Raw genomic sequence first — 18,659 nt, 5'->3', positions numbered from 1 at the left:
GCGGGTCGCTCGCCATCAGCCGGTCCTCCGCCGGATAACCGGACCGTTCAAATACAACGCCCGCCGTCGACTTCCAGCGCCACGCCGGTGATGAAAGCCGCCTCGTCCGAAGCGAGCCAAAGCGCGGCATTGGCTATGTCGAGCGGCGTCGAAAGCCGGCCGAGCGGGATCGACGCGCGGAACTTCTCGCGGATCTCGGGTGTGTCGGCGCCCATGAATTTCGCGAGCATGCCGGTCTCGCCGGCAACTGGGCAGAGGCAGTTGACCCGGATGTTCTTCGGCGCGAGTTCCACCGCCATCGATTTGGTCGCGGTGATCGCCCAGCCCTTCGATGCATTGTACCAGGTGAGGCCGGGCCGCGGTCTGATACCGGCCGTGGAGGCCGTCGTCAGGATGACGCCACCGCCTTGCCGCTCCATCACCGGTACCACGGCAAGCGCTGCGTGGTAGATCGCCTTCATGTTGACTGACGTGATCAGGTCGAAGGTCGCCTCGTCGACTTCCAGCATGTCACCGTTGCGATGGGTATAACCGGCGTTGTTGAGCATGATGTCGATGCGGCCGAAGGCGCTCATTGCAGCATGGACCATGTCGTCGAATTCGGACCGCAGCGAGACGTCGGTCTGGGTCCAGATCGCCTTTTCGCCGATCTCGCCGGCAACGCGCTCTGCGCCCTTGGCGTTCAGATCGGCGACGACTACGCGCGCGCCCTCCTCGGCAAAGCGCCTGGCCATCCCCTCGCCAAAACCCGAGGCAGCGCCGGTGATGATGGCGACCTTGTTTTTGAGGCGCATGCTTTTCTCACTCATCGTTGAAGACGATCGAAAACGCGTTTGGCCATGGCCATCGAAAGATGTGTGTCCATTGCCGATTTCTCCTTTGGCTTTCGCCTTGATCCCGCTCTATGCTGCACCTGCGAACGCTCCCGGAAGCATCGCTTGCCGACAAGCCTCCGGCCAGCGCCGGTGTCAAGAGCACACGCGGATGTGACGCAATGGCACTGGCAAGTTTAAATCGATTAGATTATATCAGCCGCGTTATCGCGACCGGCGTCAGAGCGGACAGACCATGACCAGCCAGATCATCCCCGTCGATCCTTTCGACTTCATCATTTTCGGCGGCACCGGCGATCTGTCGGAACGCAAGCTTCTGCCGTCGCTATACTACCGCCAGCGCGACCACCAGTTTTCCGAGCCGACGCGCATCATCGGCACATCGCGTTCGAAGATGACAGACGAGGAGTTCCAGTCTTTCGCCAAGCAGGCGATTGCCGACCACGTGAAGCCGGAAGATATCGACGCCACGGAACTGAAGACGTTCCTCGCACGGCTTTCCTATGTCCCGGCAGATGCAACCACAGGTGCCGGCTTCGACAGGCTGAAGCAGGCGATCGGCGACAGCGAACACATCCGCGCTTTCTATCTGGCGGTGGCGCCGGCACTGTTCGGCGACATCTCGCACAAGCTGAAGGAGCACGGGCTGATCACGCCGAATTCGCGCATCGTGCTGGAAAAGCCGATCGGCCGCGATCTAGCTTCGGCGCGCGCGCTCAATGACCTGGTCGGCGACGACTTCCATGAAAGCCAGATTTTCCGCATCGATCACTATCTCGGCAAGGAGACGGTGCAGAATTTGATGGCGCTGCGCTTTGCCAACGCGCTCTACGAGCCGCTCTGGAATTCCGCCAATGTCGATCATGTGCAGATCACCGTGGCCGAGACAGTCGGCCTGGAAGACCGCGTCACTTATTACGACAAGGCCGGCGCATTGCGCGACATGGTGCAGAACCACATGCTGCAACTGCTCTGCCTCGTCGCCATGGAGGCGCCGTCGTCGATGGACGCCGATGCCGTCCGTGACGAAAAGCTGAAGGTGCTGCGGGCGCTGAAGCGCATCAACGGCAACGAAGCGCCGAAGCACACGGTGCGCGGACAATACCGTGCCGGCGCCTCGGCCGGCGGGCCGGTGAAAGGCTATGTCGAGGAGCTCGGCAAGAACAGCAACACCGAGACTTTCGTTGCGCTCAAGGCCGAGATCGGCAACTGGCGCTGGGCGGGCGTGCCGTTCTACCTCCGAACCGGCAAGCGGCTGGCGACCCGCGTTTCGGAGATCGTCATCGAATTCAAGCCGATCCCGCATTCGATCTTCGGCGAGAGCGCCGGGCCGATTTCCGCCAACCAGCTGGTCATCAGGCTGCAGCCCGACGAGGGCGTCAAGCAGTTCATCATGATCAAGGATCCGGGGCCGGGCGGCATGCGGCTGCGCCAGATTCCGCTCGACATGAGTTTTGCGCAATCCTTCGACGGCCGCGCCCCCGATGCCTATGAGCGGCTGATCATGGACGTCATCCGTGGCAACCAGACGCTGTTCATGCGCCGCGACGAGGTCGAGGCGGCGTGGAAATGGATCGACCCGATCCAGGACGCCTGGGAAAGCGGCAGGCAAGAGGCGCAAGGCTACACCGCCGGCACATGGGGCCCCTCGGCCTCGATTGCGCTGATCGAACGCGACGGGCGGACATGGCACGAGAGCAATTAGGCGGCGCCTACAACTGGCACGAATTTGCCGGACGCCAGGAGTTGGCGACAGCGCTTGCCGGCCACGTCGCCGGCCGTCTCTCAAAGGCGATCGCCGAGCGCGGCATGGCGCTGCTTGCGGTCTCGGGCGGCACGACGCCGGCGAAATTCTTCGCGGCGCTTTCGACCGTTCCGATCGCCTGGGAAAAGGTGACGATAACATTGGTCGACGAGCGCTTCGTGCCGCCCTCATCGCCGCGCTCCAATGCCGGCCTGGTTGCCGCCAACCTGCTGCAGAACGCGGCCGCCGCCGCGAATTTCGTGCCGCTCTACCACGCCGCGGCAACGATCGAGGGTGCAGCGGTCTCCGACAGTGAGGCGCTGCAAGTGCTGCCCTGGCCACTCGACGTTGTTGTGCTCGGCATGGGAACTGATGGCCACACCGCCTCGTTCTTTCCGGATGCCGACAACCTGGCAAGATTGCTCGATCCGTCGTCGCAAAAGATCGTGCTTCCGGTTCACGCGGCAAGCGCCGGCGAGCCACGGCTGACGCTATCACTGGCGCGGATCATCAATGCCGCCTTCATCGCGCTGCATATCGAGGGCGCGGAAAAACGCACCGCATTCGAGGCCGCGCTTGGAACTGGAGCACGAAAGCCCATTCGCGCCGTGCTCGATGCCACTCAAAAGCCCGTAGAGGTTTTCTGGGCACCCTGATCTCAACTTGGCTGCAGGTCCCGGCAATAGCCGGAAGGTGTTTGCGGGACCTCGCCTGAAAGGACCGACCGCCATGACCGCAAGACGCGATATCGAAGCCATCACCCAGCGCATCCGTGAGCGCTCCAAGCCCGGTCGCGAGGCCTATCTCGGCCGCATCACCGAAGCCTCGAACCGCACCGCCAACCGGGCCGTGCTGTCCTGCGGCAACCTGGCCCATGGCTTTGCCGTCTGCAGCCCTTCCGAAAAGGTAGCGCTTGGCGGGGACCGGGTGCCGAATCTCGGCATTATCACCTCCTATAACGATATGCTGTCGGCACATCAGCCTTTCGAGACGTTTCCGGCGCTGATCAAGGATGCGGCGCGCGAGGCCGGCGGCATCGCCCAGGTGGCCGGCGGCGTGCCGGCGATGTGTGACGGCGTCACCCAGGGCCAGCCCGGAATGGAGCTGTCGCTGTTCTCGCGCGACGTGATCGCCATGGCCGCGGCAATCGGCCTGTCGCACAACATGTTCGATGCCGCCGTCTATCTCGGCGTCTGCGACAAAATCGTGCCCGGGCTGGTGATCGCGGCGCTGACCTTCGGCCATCTGCCGGCGGTCTTCATCCCGGCCGGGCCCATGACGACCGGCATTCCGAACGACGAAAAGGCCAAGATCCGCCAGCTCTATGCCGAGGGCAAGGCCGGGCGGGCCGAACTGCTCGAAGCCGAATCAAAATCCTATCACGGGCCGGGAACCTGCACTTTCTACGGTACCGCCAATTCCAACCAGATGCTGATGGAGATCATGGGCCTGCACACGCCTGGCGCTTCCTTCGTCAATCCCGGCACGCCGCTGCGCGACGCGCTGACCAGGGAAGCGACGAAGCGGGCGCTGGCGATCACCGCGCTCGGCAACGCCTACACGCCGGTCGGGCGGATGATCGACGAGCGCTCGATCGTCAACGGCATCGTCGGCCTGCACGCCACCGGCGGTTCGACCAACCACACCATCCACCTGATCGCCATGGCAGCGGCGGCCGGCATCGCCATTACCTGGCAGGATATTTCCGACATCTCGGAAGCCGTGCCGCTGCTGGCGCGAGTCTATCCGAACGGCCTTGCCGATGTGAACCACTTCCACGCCGCCGGCGGGCTCGGCTTCCTGATCCGCGAACTGCTCGACGCAGGCATCCTGCACGAGGATGTGCAGACGGTGTGGGGCGAAGGGCTGCGCCCCTACGCGGTCGAGGCCAGGCTCGGCGCCGACGGCGGCGTCGTGCGCGAGGCTTCGCCGCGCGAGAGCGGGGACGAGAAGGTGCTGGCGCCGTTCAAGAAGGCGTTCCAGCCGAGCGGCGGTCTGAAAGTGCTTTCGGGCAATCTCGGCCACGCCGTCATCAAGACATCGGCGGTCAAGCCGGAGCGGCGCGTCATCGAGGCGCCGGCCAAGGTGTTCGACAGCCAGCAAGGCCTGAACGAGGCGTTCAAGGCGGGGTCGCTGACCGGCGACTTCATCGCCGTCATTCGGTTCCAGGGACCGAAGGCCAACGGCATGCCGGAATTGCACAGGCTGACCACCGTGCTCGGCATCCTGCAGGACCGCGGCCAGCATGTGGCGTTGGTCACCGACGGCCGCATGTCGGGCGCTTCAGGCAAGGTGCCAGCGGCGATTCACGTGACGCCGGAAGCGGCGGAGGACGGGCCTATCGCCAGGATCCATGACGGCGATATCATCAGGCTCGACGCCGAGGCCGGGACGCTGGAGGTACTGGTGCCAGCCGGCGATTTCGCACTGCGCCGCCCCGCGGACAGCGACCTCATAGGCAATGAATTCGGCTTCGGCCGCGAGCTTTTCGCCGGGTTCCGGCAGTTGGTGGGACGCGCCGACCATGGCGCCAGCGCCTTCGGTACGGCGTGACTTTTCGACCATGGAAGAGCGGCTGGCGGCCCCCTTAGATCTACTGAACGGTCAGCTCGGCTCGCGCGCCGGCCCTGACCGTTACCGTGCCTTCCCTCGAGCTGTTGTCCGATTTCTCCGAAACCACCGCGTAGTCGCCGGCCGACAGAGTAGCTTGATACTTCTGGTCGTAGGCGTAGCCGACCGACTTGCGGGTTCCGTCGATGGCCTTCCTGGCCTCGAATATCTCGATCTTCGAGGCCCCTGGCGCGGTTATCGTCAGCATGCCGGCGTTCATCGCGATCTTCAGATCCTGATGGTCGCCAACCTTGACGCTGAACGGCTGCTCGGCCACCGCAAGGTCGACCGTCGCGACCATTACATAATCGTCGGGCGGCAGATCGAACTTGCTGTCCGGACCGTAGGCATAAGTCACCTCCTGCCTGGTTCCGTCGACGTTCTTTTTCGCCTGGAGCACTTTGAAGCCGACGCCCGAACCCTCGGCCTTGTCGCCGCCGGCAGCATAATAGGCGTTGGCGACGATACGCCCGACGCCGACGATGATGTCCTTGTCGATGACCCTGCCGGCGGCAAGCGGGATCGTCTCGATAACCATGCCCTGGCCGATCGTGACCGTCACCTTCTGGTCACCGGCCGGCAGCACGACTTTCGTGTCACCGTAATAGGTCGGCGGGGTGTCGACGCCGGGATAGCCAATTACGACAGCCGCGCCGTCATCAACGTCCGCTCCTTCGCTTGGCCGCGGGTGGATGACCAGCGTGCCGGCATTCAAGTTGAAGTGCGGTTTGGCGACCTGGCCAGGCTCTATCTTGATCTTCTGTTCGGCCCTGGCCTCGCCGGCACGCGCGACGACGATATAGTCGCCCGGCTCCAGATTGCCCTTGTAGGTGCCATATTCGGTGGTGACGGGATCGCCGCGCGTGCCGTCGGAATTCGCCTTGTAGATCTCCCAGGCATTGCCGTCGGTGACGGGATCGCCACCCTCGGCAAGCACGACGGTGGGCACGAAATTGGACTCCGCCGGCTGGGCGGGCGCCGGCTGGGGAGCAGGCTGCGGGGCGGGAGTCGGTTCAGGGGCGGGTGGCGGAGGCGCAACGGTCTCGACGAGGGCGTCCTGCAATGCCTTTTCATCCGACGCTTCGATATATTTGCCGCCGGTATTGTCGGCGAGGCAACCGACCTGCTTGCCCTCGGCCGCCGTCAGGCCGAAGCCGACGACATTGACGGTGAAGTCGACGCCAGCAGCCTCCAGTTCCTTGCCGAGCGCACAGGGATCGCCGCTACATGTCTCGATGCCATCGGTGATGAGAACGACCGTCGCCTTGTCCTCGGTGTATTTCAATGCTTCCGCCGCTTGCTTGACCGCAGCGGTCAGCGGCGTCTTGCCCTGAAATTTCAAGCTGTCGGCCGCGGCTGAGATCGCACTTGCCGAGCCTGCCTGCGGTGGCACGATGAGTTCGATGTCGTCGCAACTGGCCTTCTCGCGATGGCCATAGGCCATGAAGCCTATTTCCTCCTCGGCCGGGACCGATTGCAGCACGTTCCGCAGCGATTGACGGGCGATTTCGAGCTTGGGCTTGCCGTCGATCTGCGCCCACATCGAGCCGGAGGCATCGAGAATGACGATGACGCGATCGGCGGCGAAGCCGAACCCCGTCGTCCACAGCAAGGCCGCCGCAGCGACGCTCTGCACAAATCCCGCCATCAAAAATCTCCCCCGTCAGTCGCCGCCGCTCGGCGCCGGAAAGCTATTTGACGCCGGGTCGCGACACAAGCCCGGACGGAGTACGAAGCTGCGTCGCCTCTCTGCCAAACCCTCAATAGGCCGTGCGGCGTTCCTCGGAAGGCGGCCGGCCGAATTGCAGCCGGTAGCTCTGGGCAAAATAGGAATGCGAGGTGAAGCCGGTGGCGATTGCCACGTCGAGGATCGGCATGTTTGTCTGGCGCAGCAATTCGCGCGCCCGCTCGAGCCTGAGCCGCATATAATAGCGCCCGGGCGTCACACTGAGATGGCGCAGGAACAGGCGCTCGACCTGGCGCACCGACAGGCCCGCCGACTTGGCGAGCTGCACCGCCGACAGCGGCTCGTCGAGATGGTCGGCCATCAGCTCGACGATGCGGCGCAGCTTCTCCGACTTGCCGGTGAGGTCGCGTTCCGGGCCGACGCGCTGGCGGTCCCCGGCCGAGCGGATGCGCTCATGCTGGAACTGGTTGGCGACGCCATTGGCGAGGCTCGAGCCGAAATCACCGCGCACGATCTCCAGCATCAGGTCGATCGATGTGGTGCCGCCGGCGCAGGTGTAGCGCTTGCGGTCGATCTCGAAGACGTTGCCGGTGCAGTTGATGTCCGGAAAGCGTTCGAGGAAGCCGGCGCGGTTTTCCCAATGGATGGTGCAGCGATAGCCATCGAGCTGGCCTGCTTCGGCAAGCAAATAGGAGCCGACCGAAAGCGCGCCGAGCGCATTGCCGCGCCGGCCCCAACTGCGCAGCGCTGCCAGCACCTTGCTCTTGCCGGGAAATTCCGTCGTCAGCCCGACCGAGACGAACAGGATATCGACCGGCGGCAGATCGGCAACCGCGTAGTCGATCTTGAGCGGCAGGCCGTTGGACGCCATGACGGCGTCGCCGTCGGCCGACACCGTAGTCCAGCCATAGAAATCGCGGCCGAGCAGCCGGTTCGCCGACCGGAACGTGTCGATTGCCGCGGCCAGCGAGAACATGGAGAACTTGTCGACCAACAGAAACCCGAACTGCCGCCCGCCCTGAACGGGATCATTGGTGACCGGCCGTTCTAAGGGAACAGTGAGGTTCGGCAAGGACGCTGCTTTCTGGTCAGAAGGAAGGCCGTTTCAATCCGGCTGCGAGATAGGCGGAAGCTAGCGTGTTGGCCATCAGCATGGCAATGGTCATCGGTCCGACGCCGCCAGGCACCGGCGTGATGGCGCCGGCCGCCTTCGCTGCTTCGGCAAAGGCGACGTCGCCGACGAGGCGCGTCTTGCCTTCGCCCTTTTCAGGTGCGGCGACGCGGTTGATGCCGACATCGATGACGGTGGCGCCAGGCTTGACCCAGTCGCCGCGGACCATTTCAGACCGGCCGACGGCGGCGACCAGAATATCGGCGGTGCGGGCAAGCGCCGGCAGGTCCCTGGTCCGGCTGTGTGCGATGGTGACGGTGCAGTTGGCGGCAAGCAGAAGATTGGCCATCGGTTTGCCGACGATGTTCGAACGCCCGACGACGACCGCATTGAGACCGGACAGGTCCTTGCCGCGCACGCGTTCGATCAGCAGCATCGAGCCGGCCGGCGTGCAAGGCACGAAGGCGGTCTCGAGTTCGCCGGTGCCGAGCTTGCCGACATTGATGAAGTGGAAGCCGTCGACATCCTTCTCCGGCGCGATGGTCTGGATGATCTTGCCGGAATCGATATGGCCGGGAAGCGGAAGCTGCACGAGGATGCCGTTGATGGCCGGATCGGCGTTGAGCTGGCCGATGATCTTCAACAGGTCCGGCTCGGAGGTTTCGGCCGGCAGCGTGTGCTGAACCGAATGGAAGCCGCATTCCTTGGCGGTGCGGGATTTGGAGGCGACATAGACCTGGCTCGCCGGATCCTCGCCGACGATGACCACGGCGAGACCGGGCTGCCGTCCGCCCTTTTCCGCCAGTTCGGCGGTCAGGGCCTTGACCCGCCGCACCACGTCTTCGGCGACGCTTTTTCCGTCAATCAACTCAGCCATGAACCACCCTCGACGCCTATCGCGCAAGCCTGCCGCGTTAAAACATCCATGCGGCGCGCTCCAGATATCTTTTATGCAGGCCGTTGCCCAGAACCATGCGCTGCGGGCGGACATGCAGCGCGGCATTTTCACGAAAATCGAGCCGGGCAATCCCGTCAATGCGCCGTCCCATGCCGTTAACTCGAAACCGGCATGTTTTATTCGACGCTCAGAAATAGCGGCGGCGCGCGCGGTTTTCGGTGAGCTCGCGAACGACCTCGCGGAATTCGCGCAGGCTGGCGCGGATTTCCTCGATCTGGCTTTGCTGATCGGCGGCTTCCGAGGCCTGATTTGCCTTCCTCGACCAGGCCTGAGTACGGGCCGAATGCGGCGGCGGGGGTTGCTGCGGATAAGGTGCCCGACCGGCATAGAACGGCTGCGGGTGGAACGCAGGCGGCATCGCTGCGGTGGAATTTGTCGCGGCGGAAGTCTCACCGGACGCCATCTCCTCCGGCGCTCTGCCAGGCACGAGCCGGCGCAGCGCCGACAACACGGCACCGATCGCGCCTGGACGTTTGGTGCGCGCGACCTCGACCGACGGAGCGGCAGGCGGTGCTGCCCGGTACGCGGCGCGATCGGCGGAACCGGCATCGGGGCCGCCATGGGAGCCAGCGGGGTCGAAAAACCCATCGGCAGCTGCAGCCTCTTCCATCAGTATGGTGCCGCCCTTTGGCTCATCAGGATCGGGCTGGCTTATGCCGGCGGCTGCCAACAGGATCGGACTGGCACACGCTTCGCGGCGCGAGCGGGCAAGACGATGGCGTGTGGCGGCATCCTCGCGCCATGACGGGCCTGCGCGGTCCTCTAGCAAAACCAGCGATGCTTCGTCCTCGCCGCGCACCGCCTCGACGAGCGACAGCAAGGACTGCTCGTTCCTCCAGTGTTCACGATTTTTCCTATAAGCCATGGTTTCTGGAGCCTTCCCCTCGGGCTGGGACCTAGCGACCGCCACTGGTTAGGCGATGCTAAACAGGCATAGGAAATAAAAGGTTAATTTGGTCGCCGCGCGGCTGCGCGACTACATGCGCATCCAACCGCAAGGTCGGGGTTTCCGCCTGATCACGGTCCCAACAGGGCTTCCCCGCCCTGCCGCGAACGTCTATGGGGAAGCCATCTCTATGGGAGGCTTTCGATGACGATCAGGCTTGTTCTCGCCGGTTGCGGCAATATGGGCTATGCCATGCTCTCGGGCTGGCTGAAAGCCGGCAAGCTCGCTCCGGCTGCGGTGTTCGTGGTCGAGCCCAATGCCGAGTTGCGCAAGCGTGCCGAAGCACTGGGCTGCGCTGCTGCCGCGGATGCCGGCGCCATCCCGGCGGACGCCGTGCCGACCGTCGTCGTCATTGCGGTGAAGCCGCAGGTGATCCGCGACGTGACGGCTGGTTACATCCGCTTCAACGATGGCCGGACCACCTTCCTCAGCATCGCCGCCGGAGCGCCGGTGGCCACGTTTGAAGGTATTCTCGGCGACCGCGCGCCGATCGTGCGCTGCATGCCCAACACGCCGGCGGCGATCGGCAAGGGCATGATGGTGGTGTTTTCCAACAGGCTGGTTTCCGACGAGACTAAACGCTTCGTCGCCGACCTGCTTTCGGCGGGCGGGCAAGTGGCCGATATCGACGACGAAGCCCTGATGGATGCGGTGACGGCGGTTTCCGGGTCGGGGCCGGCGTATATCTTCCATTTCATCGAAGCGCTGACCGTGGCCGCCGAGAAGGCCGGCCTGCCGACCGGGACTGCCAAGCTCTTGGCCATGCAGACGGTCTACGGCGCCGCCTCGCTGGCCGCCGAAAGCGGCGAGGAGCCGGGCGTGCTCAGACAGCAGGTGACCAGCCCCAACGGCACCACGGCTGCGGCCCTTGCAGTACTGATGGGCGAGGACCGGCTGACGCGCCTGCTCACCGAGGCGGTGGAAGCGGCGCGGCTGCGGTCTATCGAGCTGGGGAAGTAGGGCTTCTGGGGGAGCCGGTCGGCGGTGATGGCCGACCGTTCCTTTCGGCAATAGCAACCGGTAGAAACGTTACGCGGCGTTCCTTCGCGCCCTCCACTGTCCTGCCGACATCAAAATCGCGATAGCCTAGAATGTCGACAGATATCAGCGATGTCCCCACAAGTCGTCGATCTCGTCCTTGTTCACGGGCCGCCCGTCTTTGCCGGCTTTGGCTTTGAGATCATCGGCAATGGCCGCGAGCCGCTCTGCCAGAGAAGGGCGTCCATTTTCCCGCTTCAACTCGGATTCACGGACCTCAGCCATCACCAAGATTCCCATACAGCATCTCGTCCTGCAGCCGGCGCAAGGCGAACAGCCCGGTCGTCGGGTCGGGCGCGGCATTGTCGGCGGTGAGCAATTCGCCTTTCCTCACCGGTTTCAGCACCTTGCCGCCTTCGAGCAGACCGACCGGCACGGCGCGATGGGCGCGGGCCTGTTCGACGGTCATGGTCCAGGAGCGGTAGCAGGTCTCGCCGATCGCATCGAAAACCTCGCCTGCCGCCAGATCGCGCTTGGCCACGGCGCAGACCTCGGCCACCGGCCGCGGCAGCGGCACCATGTCGGGCTTGCCGTAAAGCGCGATGCGAGCGGCCGTCAGCGGCACTTCCAGCGAGGTCAGATGGTAGGGCCTGAAGAAGCTGTAATAAGGGCCGTGGCCGATATGCAGATCGTCCATGCGCTCGATGATGCGCGGATGCGTCGCCTCGACGATGACGAAGACACCGGGCGCCACCCCCTTGCCGACGGTGTAGTCGACGACGCCCTTCTTCGACAGGATGCCGCCCTGCTCGCGCGGGATCAGCACCTTGACCAGCTCGTCGCGATCGGCCTTGGGGCCGTGCATGCCGGGAACGTCGGGCACCAGCCCGGTGGCGTTGGCAATGGCGCACATCTCGACCATGGTTTTCGAGCCGTCGACGAACTCGACCAGCATGCGCGGATTCATGTTGCGGCGCAGCGCCTCCTCGCGGTAGTCGTCGGGAACGGCGTCGTGGTTGAGCGGGTTGTTCTTGCCCTTGCCGGCGGAGACGATGGTGTAGCCGAGCGCCGAGGCGAACTCGATCAGCTCCATGCAGCTCGACGGCTCGTCGCCGGCACCGACCGAATAGACGACGCCGAGCCGGTCGGCCTGCTGCTTCAGATAGCAGCCGATGGTGACGTCGGCCTCGACATTCATCATCACCAGATGCTTGCCGTGCTGCATCGCCATCAGGTCGAAATCGGCGGCGACGCCGGGCTTGCCGGTGGCGTCGATGACGACATCGATGAGCGGATTGGTGACCAGCATCTCGTTCGAGGTGATGGCGATCTTGCCGCTTTCGATCGCCTGGCCGACCTTCGAAGCGCTGTCCGCTTCGGCCGCCATCGCCTCATCACCATAGGCGATGCGGATGGCGTCACGCGCCGTATGCGGACGGCGCGTCGAGATCGCGCAAACCGAAATGCCCGGCATCAGCATGCCTTGCGTCACCAGGTCGGTGCCCATCTCGCCCGAACCGATAACGCCGATGCGCACCGGGCGGCCTTCCGCGGCGCGCTTGGCAAGATCGCGGGCAAGCCCGGTCAAGGCGACATTGGTCATACTGGAACGTCCACTGCTTTTTGATTTGAAGCGGGAATAGCAGGGAACGGCAACCCATTGCCAATCGAAACCGGCCGCGGCGGTCTTTTCTTGCGCATGACCCCGGAAACCAGAATTGTTCCTATGAAGACATGCTCCCGGCCGAAGGACTAACGAGGGTCCTGTGGCGCCAAAGGCCCGCGTTGAAGCGGCGGAACGGGCCGTTAAGCCCGGATGGATCGCAGCCAAGAAATGTACGGAAATTCTTAGTCATTCTTTTATGCAATCCTGCTTTAATAGGGAAATGGACTGGCGTGCCCGCATTTTTAGGTGTTTTTTCCGCGCTATGCGACCGATCGGCGAGAGCGGCAACGTTGCTACTATTTTTGCTCTGTCTTTGCCGATTGTCGTCGGCGGTGCGGGCCTTGGTATCGAGACTTCCTATTGGTATTACAGCAGCCTGAAGCTACAAGCGGTGGCGGATGCGGCGGCCTATGCTGGCGCTTTGGAAAAGGTTTCGGGATCCGACACGCCAAAGATTGTCTCCGCAGCGACAGCGTCAGCGACCACGAACGGCTGGGGACCGTCAGCAGGTACAATAGAGGTCTTCTCGCCTCCGTCAGCCGGTCCAAATGTCGGAAAAAAGGCGGTTGAGGTAGTCGTTCATCAGAACCTCGATCGGTTCTTTACGTCGATATTCACGCAAAACGCAGTTGGCGCACAAGCAAGGGCGGTGGCTCTTATTACGGATGCTTCAAAAGCCTGCATTTTGACGGTCGATCCTTCCGCTTCGAAAGCGGCGCTCTTTTCCGGCAGTTCGACCACAAAACTGACAGGCTGCTCCGTCATGTCGAATTCGATAGCTCCGGACGCCATCAAACTTCAGGGATCGGCAAGCCTTGATGTCGATTGCCTGATATCGGCAGGCGGTGTTTCGTTGAGCAACGTCGTGAAGACCGTTTGCGCCAGCCTGATAACTCAGGCGCTGCCCGCTGCTGATCCTTTTGCCGACCTGCCGGCGCCGCCGGCCACGAACCCTTGTCAAAACGGCAATCAGTCAACCTTGCAACCTGGAACATACTGCAAGGGGCTCAGCTTGAGCGGCAATGTAACCCTCTCGCCCGGGATATACGTCATTGAGGGAGGCGATTTCAAAGCGAGCTCGAATGCAAATATTTCCGGCGAGGGTGTCGTCATTTATCTGGCCGATACCTCCGGCGTTAGCATGAACGGCACGGCGACCGTCAAGCTCAGCGCACCGACGTCGGGCACCTATTCAGGTGTGCTGTTCTATGGCGACAGAGCCAACCTGGCGGGATCCAACACGTTTAATGGCACGGCGGATTCGCTATTGACCGGCGCTCTGTATTTTCCAACACAGGGCGTCAATTATCTCGGCAATTTCTCGGGCAAAGGTGGTTGCACGCAGGTCGTCGCAAGTACCGTGCAATGGTCCGGCAACGCAAACATCATTCAGGATTGCACGAGCCTTGGAATGCGAGACATTCCGGCCACGCAAACCGTTCAGCTTGTCGAGTAGTTTTCGTGGATCGGCTACAAGTCCGGATGTTCCGGAGTGATTCGGGTGTTGCCGCGGTAGAGTTTGCGCTGGTTCTGCCCATCCTTTGCCTGGTACTTCTTGGCATCATCGACGGCTGGTCTTTTGTCTCGAGCGCATTGTCGATGCGTGCAGGCGTCAAAACCGCGGCGAACCTCGTGATGCAAGGAGCAGTCGAGGATACGACCATCCAAGCTGTCGCTCTTTCGAGCTGGGAAAACCATCCTGATGGCGCGCAGGTGGCAGTGAGCCGGAAATACATGTGCGGGAACATCGTGGCCGATCCATCGGTCCTGTGCGACACTTTGAAAGCCCCCTCGGTCTTCCTCGTAATACAGGCGACAGCCACCTGGTCACCGCCCTTCAGTTTTGGCGCGTTTTCCCTCTCGCGCGAACTCAGTCATCAACAGGTGATTCGTGTCCGCTAAGTCGAGAGCTTTCACGGGGGATGCATCAGGCGGAGCTGCATTAGAGTTCGCGCTGATCGCGCCTTTTCTGATAATGCTTTTGATCGGCATCTTTGCATTCGGCTGGGCTCTGAACGCTATGTCGAGTGTTCGGTACACGCTGGAAACGTCGTCACGTGCGCTGCAAATGAAGAACTCGCTGACTCAGGCCCAGATCCAAGCCATTGCCACGGAAAAATTACTGGATTTGGGATTGAAAGACGTCGACGTAACAATAGCAATCGACGTCGCCAGCGGCGGCTTTCGCATGGCACATCTGACCGCCCAATATGCGTTCGTGATCGAGTTCCCGTATTTCAACCGATATCCGATACATTATCAGACAACTGTCACAGTTCCCCTGATTGCATCGTGAGCACGTCCCCGGCCAGTCGAGCGGCACCTTTCGCAGGATGTTCGCTGCACGCCGCCTTTATAGGCGATCGCCTTGTACGGCGTGCCGTTGCCGGCTTTGTTCCGGCCGAGCCCCCACCCCTCGCCCAGCGCTGCGCCGCCGCTACTTGTTTGTTGACAGGCATGCGAGGCCTACATGTGGAATTTGGCAGCAGAGGGCTGGAGGCTCCTCAAGCAGAGCGTCATCGGCTTCATCGACGACAATGCGCTGAGCCATGGGGCGGCGATAGCGTTTTATGCCACGACCTCGCTTGCGCCGATCCTGCTCATCGTTGTCGCTATTGCCGGCATGGCCTTCGGGCACGAGGCGGCGCAACTCGCCCTTTCGGCACAGATCGCTGGCCTGATGGGGCCGCAAAGTGCCGAGCTGCTGCGAGCTACGATCGAAAACGCCTCGCAGAAGGAAGCCGGAACCCTCGCCAGCATTCTGGGGCTGGTCACGCTGTTCGTCGCCGCATCCGGCGTGTTCGGCGAGATGCAGCTGGGGTTGAACGAAATCTGGAAAGTCAAACCGACCGGGGCAACGATTTCACGAATGGTTCGGGCACGCATTGCAAGCCTGGGCCTGGTCGCCGCCCTCGGTTTTCTGCTCCTGGTGTCGCTGGTCGTAAGCGCTGCAATTTCGGCGCTCGGAGAAGTCATCAACGCCTACCTGCCGTTCGGCACCATCATCCTGAGCGCCATCAACGGGATCGTCTCGTTTGCCCTGATCACGCTGCTGTTTGCCGCAATCTACAAGGTGCTGCCGGACCGCAGCCTGCAATGGCGCGATGTCGGCATCGGCGCCGTGGTCACCGGGTTTCTGTTCACCATCGGCAAGTCGCTGATTGGCTGGTATATCGGAACCAGCGCCATCTCATCGTCATACGGCGCGGCCGGCGCCCTGCTCGTCGTGCTGTTATGGGTCTATTATTCGGCCGAGATATTTCTGCTGGGCGCCGAATTCACGCGAGCCTATTCGGTTCGACACGGCAGCCGGTCCGATTTGAAGAACAAGGTGGAATCGCATGACAAATGAGTTCACGCCGAAATTCGACCTCGCCGGCAAGGTGGTGCTGGTCACCGGGGCCTCGCGCGGCAGCGGCCGCGCCTGCGCACTCGCCTGCATGTGCTGGCCACATTCCGCTCGGCCGCATCGGCGACCCGATCGACGTCGCGGGCACCGTGGTGTTCCTCGCCTCGCCGCCGGCGTCACTGATCACTGGCGCGAAAATAATTGGTGGATGGCGGTTGGTCGGTAGCGTGATAGGACTCTTTGGCTGGTAGTGCGACACCGCTTCGCGAGCGCCGTCTCCCCACACCAGGAAGAAGCGCGCGGACTTCGCAAGGTTAGTCCAAGAGGTCTTTTATGAGCGAAAAATCTCAATCGAACGGTGAATTCGACGAACCGCGGAATGAGCCACTCTTCGCGGCTATCTCGCAGACAGACCCCGCCTTCCTAGCAGCTTACGATCGCGCGCTTGCGAGTGTGCCGACATTTGTCGAACATATCGAGGGAAATGCAGATGCCTTCTGTTCCGCGAAGCTTCGGTTTCGCGATCCCGACGAGTCCGTACGTCTTCGGGAGGACCACTTTGTTTTCCTTTGGCTTGCCGCTGTGCATTATCATGCTGAGGAGCGGCTATTTTCAGGTGCGTTTTTCGAGGTGCCACCCGAGCTTCAGAAATGGCATCAAGTCGGACAGCGACTTTCGTTTGAAGGCGATGATATTTTCGATTGGATGGTTCTCGACGCGGGGCACTTGCAGGGGGGATTCACATTACGTGTAACCCGAGACAAGCTTCCTGAGAAAGATCGTGGCTCATACGATCGATACATCGGGGTTTCGGTTTATCAGCCACTGCCGTCCTGATTCAACGCATGCTTGATAGCCTGGTCTTTCGTTGGAGGATTGGGCAGCCGCACTGGTCAAACCAGCTTTCTCATCCATCGCCGGCGAGCCAACCGACCATGTTCGCCATCAGTCTTCCGTAGAACGGCCATCCGAGGAAATCCTGCGAGAGCCAATGCGGGCCGATATCGGTTGCCCAGGCAATCGTGCGGCCGCGGCCATGGCTACCGACGGCAAGGAGCGGCCAGTCGGTGCCGCGATGGTGGCAGGTCGCCAGAAGCCGGGACGAACCGTCGCGCCTGAATTCCAGCTTGTTCATGCCGAGAATCGGCGGCAAAGGCCCCTCCACCCCGGAAAAAATCGGATGTGACGACTGCAGGATGGAGGCCTGCACGCCTTGCGGCACCTCCATGCCGTCGCAGTAGGGTAGGCAACGGACCGGCAGAACGTCCTCGACCGGGGTGTCGTGGAAACGCGCCGTCCCGAACATGCCCTGAAAGCCCATGTAACCGCCGGCCAGCATCAGCCCGCCGCCACCTTCGACATAGGCCTTGAGCACATCGAGGCGGTTGACGCCGACACGCCCGGCGCGGGCATCCGGCGTCACCAGCAATGTCAGGGCGCCGACGTCGGAGATCACCACCGCCTGATATTGGGCGAGCCCATCGAGGTCATAGGGAAACGCCGCGCTGCAACGCTCGCCGCCGATCTGCGTGACCGCGATGCCTTCAGTGGCCAGCGCGGCATTGAAGGCCGTCGCACCATTTGTCGAGGCCGCACTTGTAAGCACGTCGCTGCCGATGGCAACCGAGGTCGTCGCTGCAAAGGTTTCGCCTGCAAGCAATATCTTCATTGCCGCCCCGCACTGTTTTCATTCGAGAGGTTTTTAGGAAGGGCGCCGGATGGACCGGCGCCCCCTAGAACTCAAGCTCTATAGGATCAGAATTTGAACTCGGCCAGATTTTCGGGAGTCACGATCTTGGCCGGACCAAGGATCAGTTCGCCGCCGGCGCCAATCGTGTATTCGCCGAGCCTGCCTGCCGTGAACTTCTCACCCTCCTTGCCGGTGATCTTGCATTGCGCAAACGCCTGGGCCGTCTGATAAGTAAGATAGCCAAGATCGGTGACGTTCCACCAGATATCCTGAGCCGCTTCGTCCTTGATGTATTTCGAGATCAGAGTGGCCGGCGCGAGCCCGGTCAGCTTGACCTTGCCGATCATGCCCGCTTCCTCGAGTGCACGCGCGGCCGCCGGAAGGCCGATGCCTGCCGGGACGATGATCACCTTGAGATCGGGAAACGCCTGCACCAGCGCCAATGCCTGCTGCTGGTTGATCTGTTCGCTTTCTTCGCCATAGGCCACCTGCACCAGCTTCATTTTGGAGAACTTCGGCTCGGCCGCCATCTTCGCCTTCATGAAGTCGATCCAGGCATTCTGGTTGGTCGCCGTCGGCGTCGACGACAGGATCGCGAATTCGCCTTCACCGCCGCTGAGGGCGAATGCACTTTCGAGCATCATCTCGGCGAGGCTGTCGCCCTTCACCTGATTGACGAACACCGCACGCGCATCGGCGGCCACATCGGAGTCATACGAAATCACCCTGACCCCCTGCTGAACGGCGCGCTTCAGCGCAGGCGCGACGGCATTGGCGTCGTTGCCGGCAATTGCGATGACTCCGACCTTCTGCGACACGAGGCTGTTGATGAATTCGATCTGCGCCTCGGCGGTCGCCTGCGATGGGGCGACCTGCGTAGCGGTGCCGCCAATTTCCTTGGCTGCCTCTTGTGCGCCTCCGAAGGCCACTTTGAAGTAGGGATCCGTGTCGAGCTTGGGCAGGAAACCGACCGTTACGGGTTCCTTGGCGCACTCCTGGCTGAAGGCCAGCGAGCTTGGCGCAAGCAGAACCGCGGATGCGAGCAGGGCTAATCTAAACGCTTTCATTGTGACTCCTCCGTCAAAAT

At 62.5% G+C, this 18,659-nt stretch carries 19 protein-coding genes and 1 pseudogene; 10 read left to right on the top strand and 10 right to left on the bottom strand.

Annotated features, from left to right (window positions below; genetic code table 11):
- Positions 1–47 precede the first annotated feature (47 nt).
- On the bottom strand, positions 48–794 hold the full coding sequence (locus NKI47_RS08840; protein WP_352589263.1) for an SDR family oxidoreductase: 747 nt from the start codon (positions 792–794) through the stop codon (positions 48–50).
- A 274-nt stretch (positions 795–1,068) separates the two neighbouring features.
- Between NKI47_RS08840 and zwf the strand changes: the two genes are divergently transcribed.
- The 3 genes from zwf (at position 1,069) to edd (ending at position 5,130) form a co-directional block, all read left to right on the top strand.
- A complete protein-coding gene (gene zwf / locus NKI47_RS08835) occupies positions 1,069–2,538 on the top strand; it encodes a glucose-6-phosphate dehydrogenase (RefSeq protein WP_352589261.1) in 1,470 nt (489 codons plus the stop codon).
- The gene (gene pgl / locus NKI47_RS08830) at positions 2,520–3,233 is read left to right on the top strand and encodes a 6-phosphogluconolactonase (protein ID WP_023677436.1); all 714 of its coding nucleotides are present in this window, start codon (positions 2,520–2,522) and stop codon (positions 3,231–3,233) included. Before zwf ends, pgl begins: the two co-directional genes overlap by 19 nt.
- 73 nt (positions 3,234–3,306) lie before the next feature.
- The gene (edd, locus tag NKI47_RS08825) at positions 3,307–5,130 is read left to right on the top strand and encodes a phosphogluconate dehydratase (RefSeq protein ID WP_352589258.1); all 1,824 of its coding nucleotides are present in this window, start codon (positions 3,307–3,309) and stop codon (positions 5,128–5,130) included.
- Positions 5,131–5,170: 40 nt separating this feature from the next.
- Here the strand turns inward: edd and NKI47_RS08820 are convergent, their stop codons facing one another.
- The 5 genes from NKI47_RS08820 to NKI47_RS08800 all read right to left on the bottom strand — a co-directional run bounded on the left by NKI47_RS08820 (position 5,171) and on the right by NKI47_RS08800 (position 9,808).
- Positions 5,171–6,835: a vWA domain-containing protein gene (locus NKI47_RS08820; protein ID WP_352589255.1), complete on the bottom strand. Its 1,665-nt coding sequence runs from the start codon at positions 6,833–6,835 to the stop codon at positions 5,171–5,173.
- Between the two features lie 112 nt (positions 6,836–6,947).
- Entirely contained in the window at positions 6,948–7,946 is a 999-nt protein-coding gene (locus tag NKI47_RS08815; protein ID WP_023677433.1) for a GlxA family transcriptional regulator, read from the bottom strand.
- Positions 7,947–7,962: 16 nt separating this feature from the next.
- Positions 7,963–8,862 (bottom strand): bifunctional methylenetetrahydrofolate dehydrogenase/methenyltetrahydrofolate cyclohydrolase FolD, encoded by a 900-nt coding sequence (folD, locus tag NKI47_RS08810; RefSeq protein WP_023677432.1) that lies wholly within the window; start codon positions 8,860–8,862, stop codon positions 7,963–7,965.
- Positions 8,863–8,899: 37 nt separating this feature from the next.
- Complete coding sequence (locus NKI47_RS08805; protein ID WP_023677431.1) at positions 8,900–9,034, bottom strand: hypothetical protein; 135 nt, start codon at positions 9,032–9,034, stop codon at positions 8,900–8,902.
- 36 nt (positions 9,035–9,070) lie between these two features.
- Positions 9,071–9,808 carry a hypothetical protein gene (locus NKI47_RS08800; protein WP_352589252.1) on the bottom strand — a complete coding sequence of 246 codons (738 nt, stop codon included), beginning with the start codon at positions 9,806–9,808 and terminating at the stop codon, positions 9,071–9,073.
- 225 nt (positions 9,809–10,033) lie between these two features.
- Here NKI47_RS08800 and proC point away from each other — a divergent pair, with 225 nt between their 5' ends.
- Positions 10,034–10,849 carry a pyrroline-5-carboxylate reductase gene (gene proC, locus NKI47_RS08795; protein WP_352589249.1) on the top strand — a complete coding sequence of 272 codons (816 nt, stop codon included), beginning with the start codon at positions 10,034–10,036 and terminating at the stop codon, positions 10,847–10,849.
- Between the two features lie 144 nt (positions 10,850–10,993).
- Here proC and NKI47_RS08790 read toward each other — a convergent pair whose 3' ends face one another.
- Together NKI47_RS08790 and NKI47_RS08785 are read right to left on the bottom strand one after the other, a co-directional pair.
- Positions 10,994–11,152 carry a hypothetical protein gene (locus NKI47_RS08790; protein WP_352589246.1) on the bottom strand — a complete coding sequence of 53 codons (159 nt, stop codon included), beginning with the start codon at positions 11,150–11,152 and terminating at the stop codon, positions 10,994–10,996.
- Entirely contained in the window at positions 11,145–12,470 is a 1,326-nt protein-coding gene (locus tag NKI47_RS08785) for an NAD(P)H-dependent oxidoreductase (protein ID WP_352589243.1), read from the bottom strand. Before NKI47_RS08785 ends, NKI47_RS08790 begins: the two co-directional genes overlap by 8 nt.
- A 163-nt stretch (positions 12,471–12,633) precedes the next feature.
- Here NKI47_RS08785 and NKI47_RS08780 point away from each other — a divergent pair, with 163 nt between their 5' ends.
- The 6 genes and pseudogenes from NKI47_RS08780 to NKI47_RS08755 all read left to right on the top strand — a co-directional run bounded on the left by NKI47_RS08780 (position 12,634) and on the right by NKI47_RS08755 (position 16,719).
- A complete protein-coding gene (locus NKI47_RS08780; RefSeq protein WP_348625932.1) occupies positions 12,634–13,989 on the top strand; it encodes a pilus assembly protein TadG-related protein in 1,356 nt (451 codons plus the stop codon).
- A gap of 26 nt (positions 13,990–14,015) precedes the next feature.
- Positions 14,016–14,435 (top strand): TadE/TadG family type IV pilus assembly protein, encoded by a 420-nt coding sequence (locus NKI47_RS08775; RefSeq protein WP_352571642.1) that lies wholly within the window; start codon positions 14,016–14,018, stop codon positions 14,433–14,435.
- Positions 14,425–14,829, top strand: coding sequence for a TadE/TadG family type IV pilus assembly protein (locus NKI47_RS08770; RefSeq protein WP_352571643.1), 405 nt, complete (start codon positions 14,425–14,427; stop codon positions 14,827–14,829). The genes NKI47_RS08775 and NKI47_RS08770 overlap by 11 nt, the downstream gene beginning before the upstream one ends.
- A 174-nt stretch (positions 14,830–15,003) precedes the next feature.
- Entirely contained in the window at positions 15,004–15,885 is an 882-nt protein-coding gene (locus tag NKI47_RS08765) for a YihY/virulence factor BrkB family protein (RefSeq protein ID WP_352571644.1), read from the top strand.
- A gap of 86 nt (positions 15,886–15,971) precedes the next feature.
- Positions 15,972–16,113, top strand: a pseudogene (locus NKI47_RS08760) (SDR family oxidoreductase); the annotation flags it as partial.
- Positions 16,114–16,215: 102 nt separating this feature from the next.
- Complete coding sequence (locus NKI47_RS08755; protein ID WP_352577524.1) at positions 16,216–16,719, top strand: DUF2314 domain-containing protein; 504 nt, start codon at positions 16,216–16,218, stop codon at positions 16,717–16,719.
- A 70-nt stretch (positions 16,720–16,789) separates the two neighbouring features.
- Here NKI47_RS08755 and NKI47_RS08750 read toward each other — a convergent pair whose 3' ends face one another.
- Both NKI47_RS08750 and NKI47_RS08745 read right to left on the bottom strand, forming a co-directional pair.
- Positions 16,790–17,551 (bottom strand): glutamine amidotransferase, encoded by a 762-nt coding sequence (locus NKI47_RS08750; protein WP_023677421.1) that lies wholly within the window; start codon positions 17,549–17,551, stop codon positions 16,790–16,792.
- Between the two features lie 86 nt (positions 17,552–17,637).
- Entirely contained in the window at positions 17,638–18,639 is a 1,002-nt protein-coding gene (locus NKI47_RS08745) for a rhamnose ABC transporter substrate-binding protein (protein ID WP_023677420.1), read from the bottom strand.
- Positions 18,640–18,659: the final 20 nt, after the last annotated feature.

This window comes from Mesorhizobium sp. M0633, assembly GCF_040320645.1.
Lineage (GTDB): Bacteria > Pseudomonadota > Alphaproteobacteria > Rhizobiales > Rhizobiaceae > Mesorhizobium.
Note: the sequence above shows the minus strand (reverse complement) of the source record. Positions and strands in the feature narration are given on the sequence as shown.